Annotated in this window: 16 protein-coding genes; 8 read left to right on the top strand and 8 right to left on the bottom strand. The window is 72.7% G+C overall.

What is annotated here, in order from left to right; all coding sequences use genetic code 11:
- Positions 1-56 precede the first annotated feature (56 nt).
- Complete coding sequence (locus ACFPGP_RS10500; RefSeq protein ID WP_378589860.1) at positions 57-1,721, top strand: MFS transporter; 1,665 nt, start codon at positions 57-59, stop codon at positions 1,719-1,721.
- Between the two features lies 1 nt (position 1,722).
- Here ACFPGP_RS10500 and ACFPGP_RS10495 read toward each other — a convergent pair whose 3' ends face one another.
- The 3 genes from ACFPGP_RS10495 to ACFPGP_RS10485 form a co-directional block, all read right to left on the bottom strand.
- Positions 1,723-2,367 (bottom strand): hypothetical protein, encoded by a 645-nt coding sequence (locus ACFPGP_RS10495; RefSeq protein ID WP_378589859.1) that lies wholly within the window; start codon positions 2,365-2,367, stop codon positions 1,723-1,725.
- 10 nt (positions 2,368-2,377) lie between these two features.
- Entirely contained in the window at positions 2,378-3,763 is a 1,386-nt protein-coding gene (locus ACFPGP_RS10490; protein ID WP_378589858.1) for a glutamate decarboxylase, read from the bottom strand.
- Between the two features lie 64 nt (positions 3,764-3,827).
- The gene (locus tag ACFPGP_RS10485; RefSeq protein ID WP_378589856.1) at positions 3,828-5,240 is read right to left on the bottom strand and encodes a DUF2252 domain-containing protein; all 1,413 of its coding nucleotides are present in this window, start codon (positions 5,238-5,240) and stop codon (positions 3,828-3,830) included.
- A 159-nt stretch (positions 5,241-5,399) separates the two neighbouring features.
- Between ACFPGP_RS10485 and ACFPGP_RS10480 the strand changes: the two genes are divergently transcribed.
- The 5 genes from ACFPGP_RS10480 to ACFPGP_RS10460 are packed head-to-tail and all read left to right on the top strand — an operon-like array spanning position 5,400 to position 8,395.
- Positions 5,400-5,657 (top strand): lipopolysaccharide assembly protein LapA domain-containing protein, encoded by a 258-nt coding sequence (locus ACFPGP_RS10480; RefSeq protein WP_378589854.1) that lies wholly within the window; start codon positions 5,400-5,402, stop codon positions 5,655-5,657.
- Positions 5,654-6,571, top strand: a complete 918-nt coding sequence (locus tag ACFPGP_RS10475) for a YhjD/YihY/BrkB family envelope integrity protein (RefSeq protein WP_378589853.1) — start codon at positions 5,654-5,656, stop codon at positions 6,569-6,571. Before ACFPGP_RS10480 ends, ACFPGP_RS10475 begins: the two co-directional genes overlap by 4 nt.
- Before the next feature lie 46 nt (positions 6,572-6,617).
- Positions 6,618-7,403 (top strand): hypothetical protein, encoded by a 786-nt coding sequence (locus ACFPGP_RS10470; protein WP_378589851.1) that lies wholly within the window; start codon positions 6,618-6,620, stop codon positions 7,401-7,403.
- Positions 7,400-7,951, top strand: a complete 552-nt coding sequence (locus ACFPGP_RS10465; protein ID WP_378589850.1) for an RDD family protein — start codon at positions 7,400-7,402, stop codon at positions 7,949-7,951. The genes ACFPGP_RS10470 and ACFPGP_RS10465 overlap by 4 nt, the downstream gene beginning before the upstream one ends.
- A 30-nt stretch (positions 7,952-7,981) precedes the next feature.
- A complete protein-coding gene (locus ACFPGP_RS10460) occupies positions 7,982-8,395 on the top strand; it encodes a DUF7144 family membrane protein (RefSeq protein WP_378589848.1) in 414 nt (137 codons plus the stop codon).
- Positions 8,396-8,467: 72 nt separating this feature from the next.
- On the opposite strand, the gene ACFPGP_RS10455 is transcribed toward ACFPGP_RS10460, so the two are convergent.
- Together ACFPGP_RS10455 and ACFPGP_RS10450 are read right to left on the bottom strand one after the other, a co-directional pair.
- Complete coding sequence (locus tag ACFPGP_RS10455) at positions 8,468-8,788, bottom strand: SHOCT domain-containing protein (protein ID WP_378589847.1); 321 nt, start codon at positions 8,786-8,788, stop codon at positions 8,468-8,470.
- Between the two features lie 13 nt (positions 8,789-8,801).
- On the bottom strand, positions 8,802-9,251 hold the full coding sequence (locus tag ACFPGP_RS10450) for a DUF6325 family protein (RefSeq protein ID WP_378589845.1): 450 nt from the start codon (positions 9,249-9,251) through the stop codon (positions 8,802-8,804).
- 163 nt (positions 9,252-9,414) lie between these two features.
- On the opposite strand from ACFPGP_RS10450, the gene ACFPGP_RS10445 reads away from it, so the two are divergent.
- The gene (locus ACFPGP_RS10445) at positions 9,415-10,698 is read left to right on the top strand and encodes an anaerobic sulfatase maturase (RefSeq protein WP_378589844.1); all 1,284 of its coding nucleotides are present in this window, start codon (positions 9,415-9,417) and stop codon (positions 10,696-10,698) included.
- Here the strand turns inward: ACFPGP_RS10445 and ACFPGP_RS10440 are convergent.
- Genes ACFPGP_RS10440 through ACFPGP_RS10430 form a run of 3 tightly spaced genes read right to left on the bottom strand, consistent with a single transcriptional unit; the run spans position 10,679 to position 11,668 of the window.
- Complete coding sequence (locus ACFPGP_RS10440) at positions 10,679-11,122, bottom strand: DUF7144 family membrane protein (RefSeq protein ID WP_378589843.1); 444 nt, start codon at positions 11,120-11,122, stop codon at positions 10,679-10,681. The genes ACFPGP_RS10445 and ACFPGP_RS10440 overlap by 20 nt on opposite strands.
- Complete coding sequence (locus tag ACFPGP_RS10435; protein WP_378589842.1) at positions 11,119-11,412, bottom strand: hypothetical protein; 294 nt, start codon at positions 11,410-11,412, stop codon at positions 11,119-11,121. Before ACFPGP_RS10435 ends, ACFPGP_RS10440 begins: the two co-directional genes overlap by 4 nt.
- A complete protein-coding gene (locus ACFPGP_RS10430) occupies positions 11,399-11,668 on the bottom strand; it encodes a hypothetical protein (RefSeq protein WP_378589841.1) in 270 nt (89 codons plus the stop codon). Before ACFPGP_RS10430 ends, ACFPGP_RS10435 begins: the two co-directional genes overlap by 14 nt.
- Positions 11,669-11,990: 322 nt before the next feature.
- Between ACFPGP_RS10430 and ACFPGP_RS10425 the strand changes: the two genes are divergently transcribed.
- Positions 11,991-14,585, top strand: coding sequence for a winged helix-turn-helix domain-containing protein (locus ACFPGP_RS10425; RefSeq protein ID WP_378589839.1), 2,595 nt, complete (start codon positions 11,991-11,993; stop codon positions 14,583-14,585).
- Positions 14,586-14,656: the final 71 nt, after the last annotated feature.

Raw genomic sequence — 14,656 nt, 5'->3', positions numbered from 1 at the left:
GGTCGTCCGCGCGGGATGAGCCGCGCCCGGGGGCGGATGGGGCGAGAATGTCCGGCATGAGCGCCGAGGGCACCACTGCTCCGTCCACCGCCGCCGGTACGTCGGCCGCCGGTGCCGTCCTCCTCACGCTGGCGTCGGCGCAGTTCCTGATGACGCTCGACAGCTCGGTCATGAACGTGTCGATCGCCACGGTGGCCTCCGACCTCGGCACCACGGTGACCGGCATCCAGACCGCGATCACGCTGTACACCCTCGTGATGGCGACCATGATGATCACCGGCGGCAAGATCGGCCAGATCATCAGCAGCAAGCGGGCCTTCGCGATCGGTTGCGTGATCTACGGGGCCGGGTCGCTCACCACGGCCCTCTCGCCCAACCTCACCGTGATGATCATCGGCTGGTCGTTCCTCGAGGGCATCGGAGCTGCGCTGATCATGCCGGCGGTCGTCGCGCTCGTGGCCTCCAACTTCGCCGCGGAGGGTCGCCCCCGCGCCTACGGCTTGGTCGCGGCTGCCGGGGCCGTGGCGGTCGCCGTCGGCCCTCTCATCGGCGGCCTGCTGACGACGTACGCCTCGTGGCGCTGGGTCTTCGCCGGCGAGGTACTGATCGTCTTCGGGATCCTGGCCCTCACCCGCCGGATGCAGGGTGCCGAGCCCGACCCCGACACCCACCTCGACCTGGTCGGCACGGCGCTGTCGGCGCTGGGGCTCGGCCTCGTGGTCTTCGGGATCCTGCAGGGAGGCAGCTGGGGCTTCGTGAGGCCCAAGCCCGACGCCCCCGAGTGGCTCGGCCTGTCGGCCGTGACGTGGCTGGTCCTCGCCGGCGGGGTCGTGCTCCGGCTGTTCCTGGCCTGGGAGCGGCACCGGCTCGAGACGGGGCGGGCGGCACTGCTCGACCCGGTCCTGCTGGAGAACGCACGCCTGCGGGGCGGGCTCACGTCGTTCTTCTTCCAGTTCCTGCTCCAGGCGGGCATGTTCTTCACGGTGCCGCTCTTCCTGTCGGTCTCGCTCGGGCTGTCCGCGGTCGAGACCGGGGTGCGGATCCTGCCGCTGTCCTTGACGCTCCTCCTCGCGGCGATCGGCATCCCGCGGTTCTTCCCCGACGCGAACCCGCGCCGGGTGGTCCGGCTCGGCTTCATCGGCCTGTTCGCGGGCATCGTGTCGTTGATGGCCTCGCTCGAGGTCGGGGTGGGCGCGGAGATCGTGACCTGGCCGCTGCTGCTCGCCGGGCTCGGCATCGGCGCTCTCGCCTCGCAGCTCGGCGCCGTGACGGTGTCGGCCGTGCGCGACGAGCAGGCACCTGAGGTCGGCGGCCTCCAGAACACGATGACCAACCTCGGCGCCTCGATCGGCACCGCGCTGGCCGGGGCGGTGCTGATCTCCGGGCTGACCTCGTCGTTCCTCGCCGGGATCGAGGACAACGCCGACGTGCCCGACTCACTCTCGTCCAGCGCCCAGGTCGAGCTTGCCCCCGGCGTGCCGTTCGTCTCCGACAGCGAGCTCGAGGCAGCCCTCGACGACGCGGGGGTGCAGGAGCCGGCGAAGTCGGCGATCGTCGACGAGAACGAGGCCGCGCGGCTCGACGGGCTGCGGGCGGCCCTGGCGGTGATGGCGGTCCTCGCCCTGGTGGCCCTGTTCCTCTCGGGCGGCATCCCGACCCGCCAGCCGGGCGCGGGCGACGACGAGGTGGAAGTCGACGGGGACGAGTCCGCCGTCGTGTGAGTCAGGCTGTGACCTGCGGCTGGCGGGGGAGGAGCAGCAGCGCGCCGACCAGGAAGCACAGCGCGCCGAACGACGTGCCGACGTTCGCGGCGGCGAGATCGACGACGTCGCCGGTGTCCGGCACGAGGTACGCGCCGATGGCCGAGATGCCGAAGGCCACGCAGCCGAGCAGGTTCCAGGCGGCGATGGCCCCGGGCCGGGTGCGCGGCCATCTGCGGAAGACGCCACCGCTGGTCGCGGCGTACGCCATCAGGCCGGAGACGAGGAACAGGACCGAGCCGATCGCGTCGGGGGCCCAGACCAGCTTGTCGTAGGCGGTGGGGTCGTCCAGCGCGGAGTCGAGCGCCCGCCAGGTGCTGACGTTGAAGTAGAGCGTCCCGCCGAGCTGGACGATCGACGCCCAGAGGTCGAGCCGGTCCTCGTGGGTGACGACGCCGTCGAGCAGCTGCAGTGCCGCCGCCGTGGTGAAGAAGATCGAGCCCACGAAGAAGACCATGCCGTCGGTGTGCGACCCGACCAGCTCGACGAAGCCGGGAAAGGGGCCGACCAGGAAGCAGACCGACCCGATCGAGAACAGGACGCCGATCCACCACGTCCGCGTGTGCCCCGCGGAGTGGCCGTGCGTGTGCCGGGTCGCCTTGACCACGACGCCGGTGTCAGTGGTGGAAGTTGGCCGGCTGCTCCTCGCGCGGCATCGGGCCGTCGAGGTGGTCGAGCCAGTCGACCGCCGTGCGGAGGTCGCGCAGGAACAGGTCGGCCATGTCGTGGCTGAAGCCGTTGCGGACCACGACGCGCAGGACGGAGAGGTCCTCGCGGTTGGCCGGCATGGTGTAGGCGGGCACCAGCCAGCCCGCCTCCCGGAGCTTGCGCGAGACGTCGTAGACGTCGTACTTGGTGACGCCCTCACCCATGCTGAAGCAGACGACCGGCAGCTCGGTGCCGTCGGCGATGACGTGGAACTCGGGCATCGAGCGCAGGGCGTCGGAGATGTGGACCGCGACGTCCTGGCACGCCTGCTGGATCTCGCGGTAGCCCTCGCGACCGAGGCGCAGGAACTGGAAGTACTGCAGGAGCACCTGGGCGCCGGGGCGCGAGAAGTTGAGGGCGAACGTCGGCATGTCGCCGCCGAGGTAGTTCACGTGGAAGACCAGCTCCTCGGGCAGGTGCTCGGCGTCGCGCCAGAGCACCCAGCCGATGCCGGGGTAGACGAGGCCGAACTTGTGCCCGGAGGACTGGATCGACACCACGCGTTCGAGCCGGAAGTCCCAGACCAGGTCGGGCTGGACGAAGGGAGCGATGAAGCCGCCCGAGGCGGCGTCCACGTGCACCGGGACCGAGATGCCGGTGCGGGCCTCGTAGTCGTCGAGGGCCTGGCAGATCTCCTGGACCGGCTCGTAGGTGCCGTCCATGGTGGAGCCGAGCACGGCCACCACGCCGATCGTGTTCTCGTCGACGTAGTCGAGCAGGCGGTCGGCGGTGAGGTGGAAGACGTCCCCCTCGAGCGGCACGTAGCGAGGCTCGACCTCCCAGTAGTTGGCGAACTTCTCCCAGACCACCTGGACGTTGCCGCCCATCACGATGTTGGGCCGGTCGGTGGACTTGCCCGCGGACCTGCGGGCCGTCTGCCAGCGACGCTTCAGGGCCAGCCCGCCGAGCATGCAGCCCTCGGAGCTGCCGGTCGTGGACGTGCCGACGCTCTGCGCGGCCTCGGGCACGTGCCACAGGTCGCCGAGCATCCGCACGCACCGCTCCTCGATCGCGGCGGTCTGCGGGTACTCGTCCTTGTCGATCATGTTCTTGTCGGCCGTCTCCGAGTAGAGCCGGTCGGCCTCCTCGTCCATCCACGTGGTGACGAAGGTGGCGAGGTTGAAGCGCGCGTTGCCGTCGAGGGCGGCCTCGTCGCGCGCGATCTGCAGGGCGGTCTGGGGGAGCATCGCTCCCTCGGGGAGCCGGTCCTTGGGGACGTTCATCATCCCGGCCCGGGTGAACCGGGGGAGGACGGACTCGTCGGTGCCGGTGGAGTTCGAGCGGTGCACAGCCATGCGGTCCAGCCTCTGCCGCAGCGGGTGCGCGGGGCATCCTCCGCCCCGGATGAGGCGGCAGCCGTCAGACGCCCTCGGCGGCCGGGAGCCGGCCGTCCGCGATCGCGGCCACCATCGCCGCGTGGTCACGCGCGTTCTGGTCGGCGTAGGACTCGCCGAAGGCGACCATCGCCTCGGCGACGGCCTCGTCGCCGGGCTCGCCGAGGTACGCCGCGATCGCGACGGGGTCGCCCGACCGGGCGTGGGCCCGGGCCAGCGCGCCGCCGCACAGGCGGGCGTACACCTCGAGAGCCGCGGGCTCCATCTCCTCGACCAGCGCCGATCCCTTCATGTCGCGCAGCTGGCGGACGTAGAAGTCGCGCTCCTGGCCGTCGATGCCGGTCAGCCGGTCCCAGCCCAGGAAGATGTCGCTCGTGGCCTGGGTGATCCGCTGCCCGGTCACGACCCGCTCTCCTTCCTGGTGGTCGAGGTGGGCGTCGCGGAACTCCTCCGGCACGAGGTCGGCGAGCACCGAGGCCTGGGCCTCCTTGATCTGGAGGAACAGCGGGTCGTCCTCGTCCCGACCACTCAGGAGCATCACCCAGCAGCGGGTGCCGACGCTGCCGACGCCGACGACCTTGCGCGCCAGCGCCTCGGGCCGGAACCGGTCGAGCAGCAGGCGGCGGTCGGCGGAGAGGGTGCGGCGGTAGCCCCCGACCAGGCCCGTCAGCTGCGCGGTGAGGTCGTGGACGGCGCCGTCGGGGAGCAGGTCCTCGACCGGGACGAGGAGGGGCGGGTCGGCACGGAACCGCATCCGGCCGTCGACCACCTCGGCCAGCTTGCCGAAGGCCTTGAGGCTGTCGCGCGAGCGCGCCTTGGCGATGTTCTTGTCCACCTTCTTCATCCGGCCGGCCTTGACGGTCGAGCGCAGCCGCTCCAGGAGCTCCTCGACCTCGATACGCGTGTACCAGACGTCGAGCGTCCGCATCCCGGCGAAGGACGCCATCGCCTCCTGGTAGGCGAGCCCCACGGTGAGGGCCGCGCGCCGCTGCTGCTTCGGGGTGGAGCCGTTGTCGCGTGCCGCCACGACGAAGCTGGTGACGAGTCGCTTCAGGTCCCACTCCCACGGGCCGCGGTGGGTCTCGTCGAAGTCGTTGAGGTCGAAGACCAGCCGGCGCTCCGGAGACGCGTACATGCCGAAGTTGGACAGGTGGGCGTCACCGCAGGCCTGCACGCCGAGACCCGACGTCGGCCGGCCGGCGAGATCGAGGGCCATCAGCCGGGCGGCGCCGCGGTAGAAGGTGAAGGCGGAGACCGCCATCCGGGCATGCCGCAGTGGCAGCAGGTCCGGCACCCGCGAGCTGCCCTGCTGCTCGAGAACCGCCACCGGGTCGGCTCGGTCGGGGGTGGGTACGGCGTCCGCCTGGGCGTCGGCGGGAACCTCCGCCCGGGCTGCGCGTCCGCGCGCGGCGCGCTCCTCGAGGGACAGGTGGGTCATGGCGCTCTCTCCGATCCCGGCCCGGCGGCCGCGGGTCCAGCATGGGGGCCGGGGCCGGTGTGCGACTCGTCCCGCAGGGGTGAGGTAGCACCGGCGCCGAGCCCCCACGCTGGGCGCACTGACCGGGCTGGACACGGGGCTGGACACGAGGAGGCGGGCATGGCCGAGGGCGGCACCGACGGAGGCGGGATGGGAGCCGGCGCCATCGCCAGCCTGACGGGCGTGGGTGTGCTGGCGATCTTCGCGATCCAGAACACCCAGGACGTCGAGGTCCAGTTCCTGGCCTGGAGCTTCACCTGGCCGCTCTGGCTGTACACGATCGTGGTCGCGGTCTTCGGCGCCATCGTCTGGCTGGGCCTCGGCATCCTGCGACGCCACCGGCGCCGGGTGGACCGCCGCCGCGAACGCCGGGGATGACCCAGCGCCGCAGCGACGGGGGAACGCCGGTCGCCCCACCCACCGTGGCGCACTGGGTCGAGCACTTCGAGGACACCTTCCTCGGGCGCTCCGTGCGCGCGTTCATGGACCTGCAGGGGATCGACCGCGGGCTGGTGATCGCCTCCCAGGCGTTCACCGCGCTGATCCCGATGATCATCCTCGTCTCGACCCTGGTGCCGGTCGAGAGCTCGACCCTGGTCGCCGACGGCTTCGTCAGCCGGTTCCGGCTGCGCGGCTCCGCTGCCGAGGGGGTGCAGCAGCTGTTCGCGAACCCGGGGCACGCGAGCATCGGCGTGATGAGCGTGGCGCTGCTGCTCTTCTCCGCGTTGTCGCTGACCCGTCGCTTGCAACGGATGTACCTGGGCGCCTGGCGGATGGGGCGCGAGCCGGGGGTGCGTGGGTCGCTGCCGGCCTTCGTGGCGCTCGCCGTGCTCCTCGCCGAGGTCTCGGTGCTGTTCTTCGCCCGGGCGCTGGTCAAGGGCGCCCCGCTCGAGGGGCTGGTCGCGGGCGTCGCGTCCGCGCTGGCGGGCGTGCTGCTGTGGGCGACGGTCCCGTGGCTGATGCTGAGCCGCCGACTCGCGTGGCGCCGGCTGCTGCCGACCGGGGTGCTGACCTCGGCCGCCGTCACGGCCTACGGCGCGGCGAGCTCGGTCTACATGCCGGCACTGATGGCCCGCTACACCGAGCGCTACGGACTCTTCGGCCTCACCCTCGCGCTCGTCAGCTGGCTGCTGGCGCTGTCGTTCATCCTCGTCGTGGCCACGGTCGTCTGCAGCGAGTTCGACCGGAGTGACCAACCGTGGGCCGCGCGCCTGCGCGAGCGGTGGTCGCTGACCGGCCCGCCGGCCGAGGAGGTCGCCCGCGACCGCGGGGAGGTGGAGACGGATGCCTGACCGGGAATCCGCGACCGGGAGCGCCGCCGAGGTGCAGGATGGCCCCGTGACCGGTTCGACCGAGCTCGAGCGCCTCCCCGAGGAACGCGGGCCGGATCCTGCTGCCGCCACGCTGGTGGCGGTCCTCGACCTGGGGCTCGGAGTCGCCGCCTCGGCCCTCTCGACGGGTGAGGCCGTCGGACGACGGGTGGGCTCTGCCCTGGCGCCGGTCGCGCGGCCGGTGGCCGGTCTCGCCCTGCGTCCGCCGCTGCTGCACCCGCGCTACCAGCCGGCCACGCTGCTGGCCCGGGCGACCCACCGCGGGGACCTGCGACGCACCGCGATCGGCCGGGAGGTCTCGCGCCTGCTCGACGCGCTGGTGCCGGTCGTCGCTGACGCCATGCTGCGCCGGATCGACCTGACCGCTGCCGTGGGCCGCTACGTCGACATCGACGCGCTCGTCGCGGGCGTCGACCTCGACTCGATCGTGCAGCGCCTCGACCTCAACCGGATCGTCCGCGAGCAGGTCGACCTCGACGGGCTGGTGGCGACCGTCGACGTCGAGGCCGTGATCAACCGGGTCGACCTCGTCGGGCTCACCGAGAGCATCATCGACGAGATCGACCTGCCCGAGATCATCCGTGAGTCCACCGGGTCGGTGGCGTCCGAGACCGTCCGGGGCGTACGCATGCAGGGCGTCTCGGCCGACGACGCGCTCGACCGCGCCCTCGAGAGGTTCCGGCTGCGGCGGCGCGCCTACCGGGCCGCCGACCTGACCCCCGACGACTTGCGAGGCGCCACGCACGACGGGGCGCCCGGGGATCCCTCCGCCACCCGTGAGGAGCAGCCGTGAGCACACCCGGTCCCCACGAGCTGACCACCGTCCCGGTGGAGGCCCGGGGCTTCCAGGGCGAGCCCGCCGGCCTGATCACCCGCTTCGTCGCGAACACCATCGACTCGGCCGTCGTCGTGGTGGTGATCGTGGGCGGCTACCTCGGCTGGAACGGTGTCAAGTTCTTCCTCGACCCCCGGGGCTTCACGTTCAGCGAGCCCCGCCCCGCCTTCACCCTGACCGTCTTCATGGTGGTCTCGGGCGTGTACCTGACGTTCGCGTGGGCGTTCCCGCAGCGGACCTACGGCGACCACGTGATGGGCCTGCGGGTGCTCGGGCGCAAGGGGAGGAGACCGCGCTTCGTGATCGCGGCCGCGCGCGCCGCCTTCTGCATCTTCTTCCCGGTGGGTCTGCTGTGGTGCGTGATCAACCCCCGCCGCGGCAGCATCCAGGACGTCGTCCTGCGCACGAGCGTCGTCTACGACTGGCGGCCCAGACCAGCTGCCGCGGCCCCGCACAGATCACCCGCCCCGGGTGAGGCAGGGGACGGGCGCGACGCGGGACCGTGAGCTCATCTGGTCCACGAGTGAGGAGCACACATGAGTACGAACACCGAGCACGGTGAGACCACCGGCTGGGTCGGCTGGATCACGTTCGCCGGCGTGATGATGCTGCTGCTGGGGATCTTCCACGGCATCGCCGGCCTCGTCGGCATCTTCAAGGACGACTACTACCTCGTCGGCAAGGAGGGCCTGCTGGTCCAGGTCGACTACACGACCTGGGGCTGGTTCCACCTGATCTGGGGCATCGTGGTCGTCCTGGCCGGAGCCGGACTCCTGGCCGGCCAGATGTGGGCCCGCGTGGTCGCCGTGATCCTGGCAATGGGCAGCGCGGTGATCAACGTCGCGTTCCTGTCGGCCTACCCGATCTGGTCGATGATCATGATCGCCGTCGACGTCCTGGTCATCTGGGCGGTCACGGTCCACGGCCGTGAGATGAAGTACCTGCACTGAGACAGGACCTCCTGGTACGACGATCGGGCCCACCTGCTGCTGCGGGTGGGCCCGATCGGTGTCCGGGGGAGCTCAGCTGCCGAGGATCTTGGCCTTCTGCTGGGCGAACTCCTCGTCGGTCAGCACGCCGCTGGCGTGCAGCTCGCCGAGCTGCTTGAGCTGCTCGATCGGGTCCGGTGCCGGGGCGGCCTGCGGCGGGGGAGCGGCGTACTGCTGCGGCGGCGGCTGGTCGGCGTACATCTGCTCCTCGTACGCCTCTGTGCGCTGCGCGGCGATGTTGGCGTCGCGCCCGGCGTACTTCTCCGCCTGCCGACGCTGGACGCGCCCGCTGACGGCGGTGGCGGTCCCGGCCACCACAGCGGTGCGGGCGACTCCGCGGATCAGTCCTGGCATCGTGCTCTCCTTCTCAGATCGGGGACAGCTGGTCGAGGGCGTCCATGGCGTCCATGACGTCCTGGGCGGGGATCCGGGCACTGGCGATGAGTTCGCCTCCGGACGCGCGGACGGCGCGGATGAACGGGACCGCCCAGGTGTTCTCGAAGACGATCAGCACGGCCAGCCGGCCGGGCTCCATGGCGTTGGCGGCCTCGGCGACGTCCTCGTCGCCCAGCAGGCCGGAGCGGGCTCCGACGAGTTCACCGAAGTCGCCCAGCTCGGCGGCGACGGCCTCCTGGGCGAGGTCGACCGCGTACACCTCACCGTCGTCGGTCTTGCCGATCACCGCGATGTCGTAGATGCGGACGATGCCGCGGTCCACGAGGTCGAGGATCTCGACGGCGCCGCGGCCGGTGAGCCTGTCCCCCTCGAACTCCATGAGCACGAAGTCCACGGGGCCGTACACGTCGTCCTCGGTCATGTTCCACTCTCCTTCGGGTCAGGGCGCTCCCGCGGCCTCCGCCCGGGTCCTCCCGCTGTGCCCACCTCACCCGGCGGCGCGGGGGGCGTCATCATCCGCCGGGGGTGAAGCCGCGACGGGCGGTCGGTTGGGACCGTGGGGGCCGGCGAGCGGAGGAGGCGCGATGACGACCGTCGACCTGGGGCTGCCGGGACGACGCCCCGAGCTGCCCCGCGGCGACCGAGGGCCGGTGGGTCCGCCCTCGTTCCACGTGCTGGCCAAGCCGACCGGCGCGATCTGCAACCTCGACTGCTCCTACTGCTTCTTCCTGAGCAAGGAGGAGCTCTACCCGGGCAGCTCGTTCCGCATGGGGGACGACCTGCTGGCCGAGTACCTCCGCCAGCTCCTCGAGGGACACCGCACCCCGGAGGTGACCGTCGCCTGGCAGGGCGGCGAGCCGACGATGATGGGGCTGCCCTTCTTCCGCCGCGCGATGGCGCTGGTCGAGGAGCTCAAGGCACCGGACCAGCTGGTGGACCACGCGCTCCAGACCAACGCCACGCTGATCGACGACGAGTGGGCCGCGTTCCTCGCCGAGCACGACGTGCTGGTGGGCGTGTCGATCGACGGTCCGGCCGAGCTGCACGACGCCTACCGCGTCGACAAGGGGGGCAAGCCGACCCACCACCGGGTGGTCCGCGGGCTGGAGCGGCTGCAGGCGCACGGCGTCCGCTGGAACGCGCTGACCACGGTGCACCACGCCAACGAGGCCCACGGGCTCGAGGTCTACCGCTACCTCCGCGACACCCTCGGCGCCGAGCACGTGCAGCTGATCCCGATCGTCGAGCGGCCGTCGCCCGGCGGGGTTCCGGAGGGCGACACCGTGACCGGGCGCTCGGTCTCCCCCGAGGGGTACGGACGATTCCTCGTCGACGTCTTCGAGGAGTGGGTACGACGCGACGTCGGGCAGGTGTTCGTCCAGATGTTCGACTCGACCCTGGCCGGGGTCGTGGGAGTGCCCGGCTCGTTGTGCGTGCACAGCGCGACGTGCGGCACGGCCGTGGCCCTCGAGCACAACGGCGACGTCTACTCCTGCGACCACTTCGTCGACCCCGAGCACCTGCTGGGCAACATCGCCGAGCATCACCTGCTCGAGCTGGTGGCCTCACCCGAGCAGGTGGCCTTCGGCCGGGCGAAGCGGGACGCGCTGCCCGCCCAGTGCCGCGGCTGCGACGTGCGGTCCGTGTGCCACGGCGGGTGCCCCAAGGACCGCTTCACCAGCACCGCCGACGGCGAGCCCGGGCTGAACTACCTCTGCCCGAGCTACCAGACCTTCTTCCGCCACGTGCGTGACCCGATGCGCTACATGGCCTCGGAGGTGCGGTTCGGTGGCAGCCCCGACACGGTGATGGAGGTCTACCGCCGCCGCGACGAGCGGCGGGCGGCGGTCAGCGACCCTCCGGCCTGATCTCGGAGCCGTGCACGGTCAGGGCCAGGCAGCAGATGAAGGCGAGGAAGATCAGCCCGGCCGACAGGAACGGCGTCGCGACGAGGTAGAAGATGTTGAGCGTCGCGGTGATCAGGGCCACGACCACGCCGACCGTGCGCGCCCACACCTTGCCCGCGAAGCAGCCGAGCCCGGCCAGGATGACCACGATCCCGATGATGATGTGGATCCAGCCCCACGTCGTGTAGTCGGCGGGCAGGGCGAGGTTGTCCTTGCGCACGCGCAGGGTCTCCTCGCGGAAGATGGCCGTCAGGCCGTTCATCACCGAGAAGGTGCCCATCAGGACGAGCATGAAGCCGGCGAACGCCACCCAGCCGACCCAGCCTGACGTCCCGCGGGCGCCGGCCTCCGGGATCGGGGGGAGCGGGTCGGAGTAGTTGGTCATGGCTGTTCCTCTCCGGTGGGGTGCCGGTCGCGGTGCTGTGCGGTGGTCAGCTTGCGGATGCCGAGCACGACCAGACCGTGGTCGTGGAGTCGCGCGGCCACTTCGGAGAGGTCGGCCTCAGGAAGCACGAAGACGCTCTCGACGAGGCTGCGCACCTCGGAGTCGCGGGTGACGTCGCGGGTGAGCGAGCAGAGCAGTGACGGGCTCAACCGGCCGGGCAGCTCCACCGCGTAGCGGGTGCGTGTCGGCCGGGCCGGCGGGCTCGCCGTGCGGGGCTCAGTCGTGGCCACCGGTCGCCTCCGGGGGGTCGCCGGGGTCGTCCGCCTGCTCGGGCAGCCGGCGCACCTCGAGCACCTCGATGCCGAGTGAGCGCAGCCTGGCCAGGAGGCCGTAGAGCGCCGCCTCGTCCTCGATCCCGTAGAGCAGGGTGCTCACCCGCTCCGGGCCCGCGCTGACGGCGCCGAGGTCGCGGAGGTCCTGCTCGGGGACGTCACCCTCGACGCGGATCTCGTACATGGCCCGGTGCATCCGTCCTCCGCTCGGCACGACGCTGACAGGACCGACAGTGCTGGCCGCTCCACCCCTCCGCGTCATCCCGCAGGGGTGAAAGCAGGCGTGAAGTCTCTGTGAAAGAGGACTAAGGTCATTGGCGCCCGAGCGCTGCGTCCGCTCAACTGTGACGTGGGGGGCAGGCAGGTCGTTCTCGTCGAGGGAAAGGGCGTCCATGCCCACGAGCACGAGCACCACCACGGCACGGAGGAGCAGGACCGCACGGAGGGACTCCGGCACCACCCGGAGCCCGCGGACCGGCGCCGCCGGAGGGTCGCGGCTGCCCGTCGTCCCACCGGACGCCGTGGTCCGCCGCCGCTTGAGCGACCGCATCGAGCGCGGGACCCGGGGCGCGCTGACCCTGGTCAGCGCTCCGGCCGGCTACGGCAAGACGCTCGCCGTCGCCCTGTGGGCGGAGCAACGGGCCGCCGACGCGCCCCCGCTGGCCGTGCTGACCCTGCGGGAGGAGCACGCCACGCCGCGTGTCTTCTGGACCTCCGCGCTCGAGGCGCTGCGCACCGCCGGGATCGATCTCTCCGGCGTGACGGCGCCCTCCGGGGCCAGTGACGCCCGGGTCGTGCAGGCGGTCGCCCGCGCCGTCGCGCGCGCCGAGACCCCGACCGCGTGGGTGATCGACTGCGGCGAGCACGACCTCGCGGACGCCGTCGCCGCCGGGTTGGACCGGGTGCTGCAGGCATCGGCGGGGCGGCTGCGGCTCGTGCTCCTGACGCGGACCGACCCCGCACTGCCACTGCACCGCTACCGGCTCGCCGGCAGCATCACCGAGGTCCGGGCCGCCGACCTCGTCCTGACCGCGACCGAGGCCGCCACCTTCCTCGCGGGCACCGGCCTGGAGCTGACGCCCTCCGACGTGACCACCCTGCGCGACCGCACCGGCGGCTGGCCGGCCGGCCTGCGGTTCGCTGCCATCGCGCTGCGCGAGCGGGACGACGTGTCCGCCGCGCTCGCGGACTTCCGCGGTGACACCGGCAACGTGGCCGCCTACCTGATGACCGAGGTGCTGGCCCGCCAGGAGCCCGACGTGACCCGGTTCCTGCTCCGCACCTGCATCGTCGACGAGGTGACCCCGCCGGTCGCCGCCGCCCTCACGGGCGCGCCGTGCGACGACGGGGTGCTCGAGGACCTGGCCCGCGGCACGTCGTTCCTCGAGCGCGTGCCCGGACGCCCCGGTCGCTTCGTCTACCCCTCGCTGCTGCGGCAGTTCCTGCGCAGCCAGCTGTCCTGGGCGGAGCCCGAGCTCGAGGTCGAGCTGCACCGGGCCGCTGCCCAGTGGCTCGCCCGCGACGGTGAACCGGTGGCTGCCGTGCAGCACGCCGTGGACGCCGACGACTGGACGCTGGCGTGCGAGCTGCTCGTGGATCGGATCGGCGTCGGCACGCTCCTGGTGGGGGAGCGGGCGTCGACACTGCGGGGCCTCGTCGCCGCCGTGCCGACCGAGGCGTCCGGGCCGGGGCCGGCCGTCGTCCGGGCCTCCCTCGCCCTGTCCGACCACGACCTCGCCACCTGCGCAGCCGAGCTGCAACGTGCCCGCACGGGGCTGGCCGCCCAGGGCGCCGGGCCCACCAGCGCCATGTCACTGGCGGTCACGGCCGTCGCGGCCGTCGCCGGAAGCCTCGGCGACGACGCGGACGCTGCCCTCGACCTGGCCATGGCCGCGGACACGGAGCTGCGGTTGGCGGCGGAGGAGGAGACGCAGGTGCCCAGCGACCTCGTCGCCCTGGTCGCCGGTGCCCGGGCCCGCGTCCTGCTGCTCCGGGGCGACGTGGCGGCGGCCGGACGCGCCCTCGAGGACGGCGTGCGCGCCGCCGAGGGGGCCCGGCTCACGGCGCTGCACGCCGAGCTGCAGGGCATGGCGGCGCTCGTGGCCGCCGTGGCCGGGCGGCTCCGGGCCGCAGCGCAGAGCACGCACCGGCTGCTCGCGCGGTCCGAGGACGTCGGCATCAGCCGGGCAGCGACGGTCGCGCTGGCCTGGGTCCGGATGGACGAGTACGCGCTGTCCGACGTGGAGCACCTGGTGGACGCCTCCCAGGCCGGAGGCGGCGGGTTCGACGCCCGCTTGCTCAGCGGCGTGCTCGCGCTGGTGCGCGGGCGGCTCGACGTCGCCCGCGGCGACCACGAGCTCGCCCGGGCCGGGCTGCGGGCCGCGGCCGCGGACGCGGCTCGCCTCGGTCCGACCAACTGGCTCGTCCGGTGCCTCGTGGCCGAGCAGGTGCTCGCCTGCCTGGCCGAGGACTGCCCCGAGGAGGCGATGGCCCTCCTCGCCGACCCGTCCGTGGCCGGCCCCGACCTCGAGCCCTTGCGGCAGCGGGTGCAGCGGGCGGTCAGCCCCGGGACCCCCGACCTGCCGGCGCCGTCGGGACGGCGTCTGGCCTCCTGGCCGCTCGAGCGCCAGGTCGCGTGGCTGCTCCTGCTCGCCGACCAGGCGAGCCGCCGCGGCGAGCGGGGTGTGGCGCTCGACCACGTCACGACGGCGCTGCGCAAGGCCGCCGGCGAGCAGATGCGTCGGCCGTTCCTCGAAGCCGAGGGCGAGGTCCTCGCGCTCGTCGCCGAGGCCGGCGCGCCAGCCACCCGGTGGCTGCGGGTCCCCGACCCCGAGCAGCTGGGGCGTGCGGACGCCGTCGTCGCGGACGCCGGCTCCGACCTCCTCGAGCCGCTGACGCGCAAGGAGCGGGAGGTGCTCGGCCACCTCGCCGAGCTGCTCACCACCGAGGAGATCGCCGAGGCGATGTTCGTGTCGGTCAACACGGTGCGCAGCCACGTGCGCAGCCTGCTGCGCAAGCTGGGGGTCACCCGGCGCAACGAGGCGGTACGCCGGGCCTGGGACCTCGGGCTGCTGCCCCGTCGACTGTCGGACCCGGGGGCGCTCGTCCCCCGTGCCGGCGAGGCGCACTGAGCGCGCATTCATCCCTGCCGGGTGATGCCGGGCCGGGTCGCGCGCCGCGAGGGTGCCGCTGAGGATCGAGG

Source organism: Nocardioides taihuensis (assembly GCF_042657275.1).
Taxonomy (GTDB): Bacteria; Actinomycetota; Actinomycetes; order Propionibacteriales; family Nocardioidaceae; genus Nocardioides; species Nocardioides taihuensis.
The sequence above is the reverse complement of the archived record's forward strand: the minus strand, read 5'-3'. Positions and strand labels throughout refer to the sequence as shown.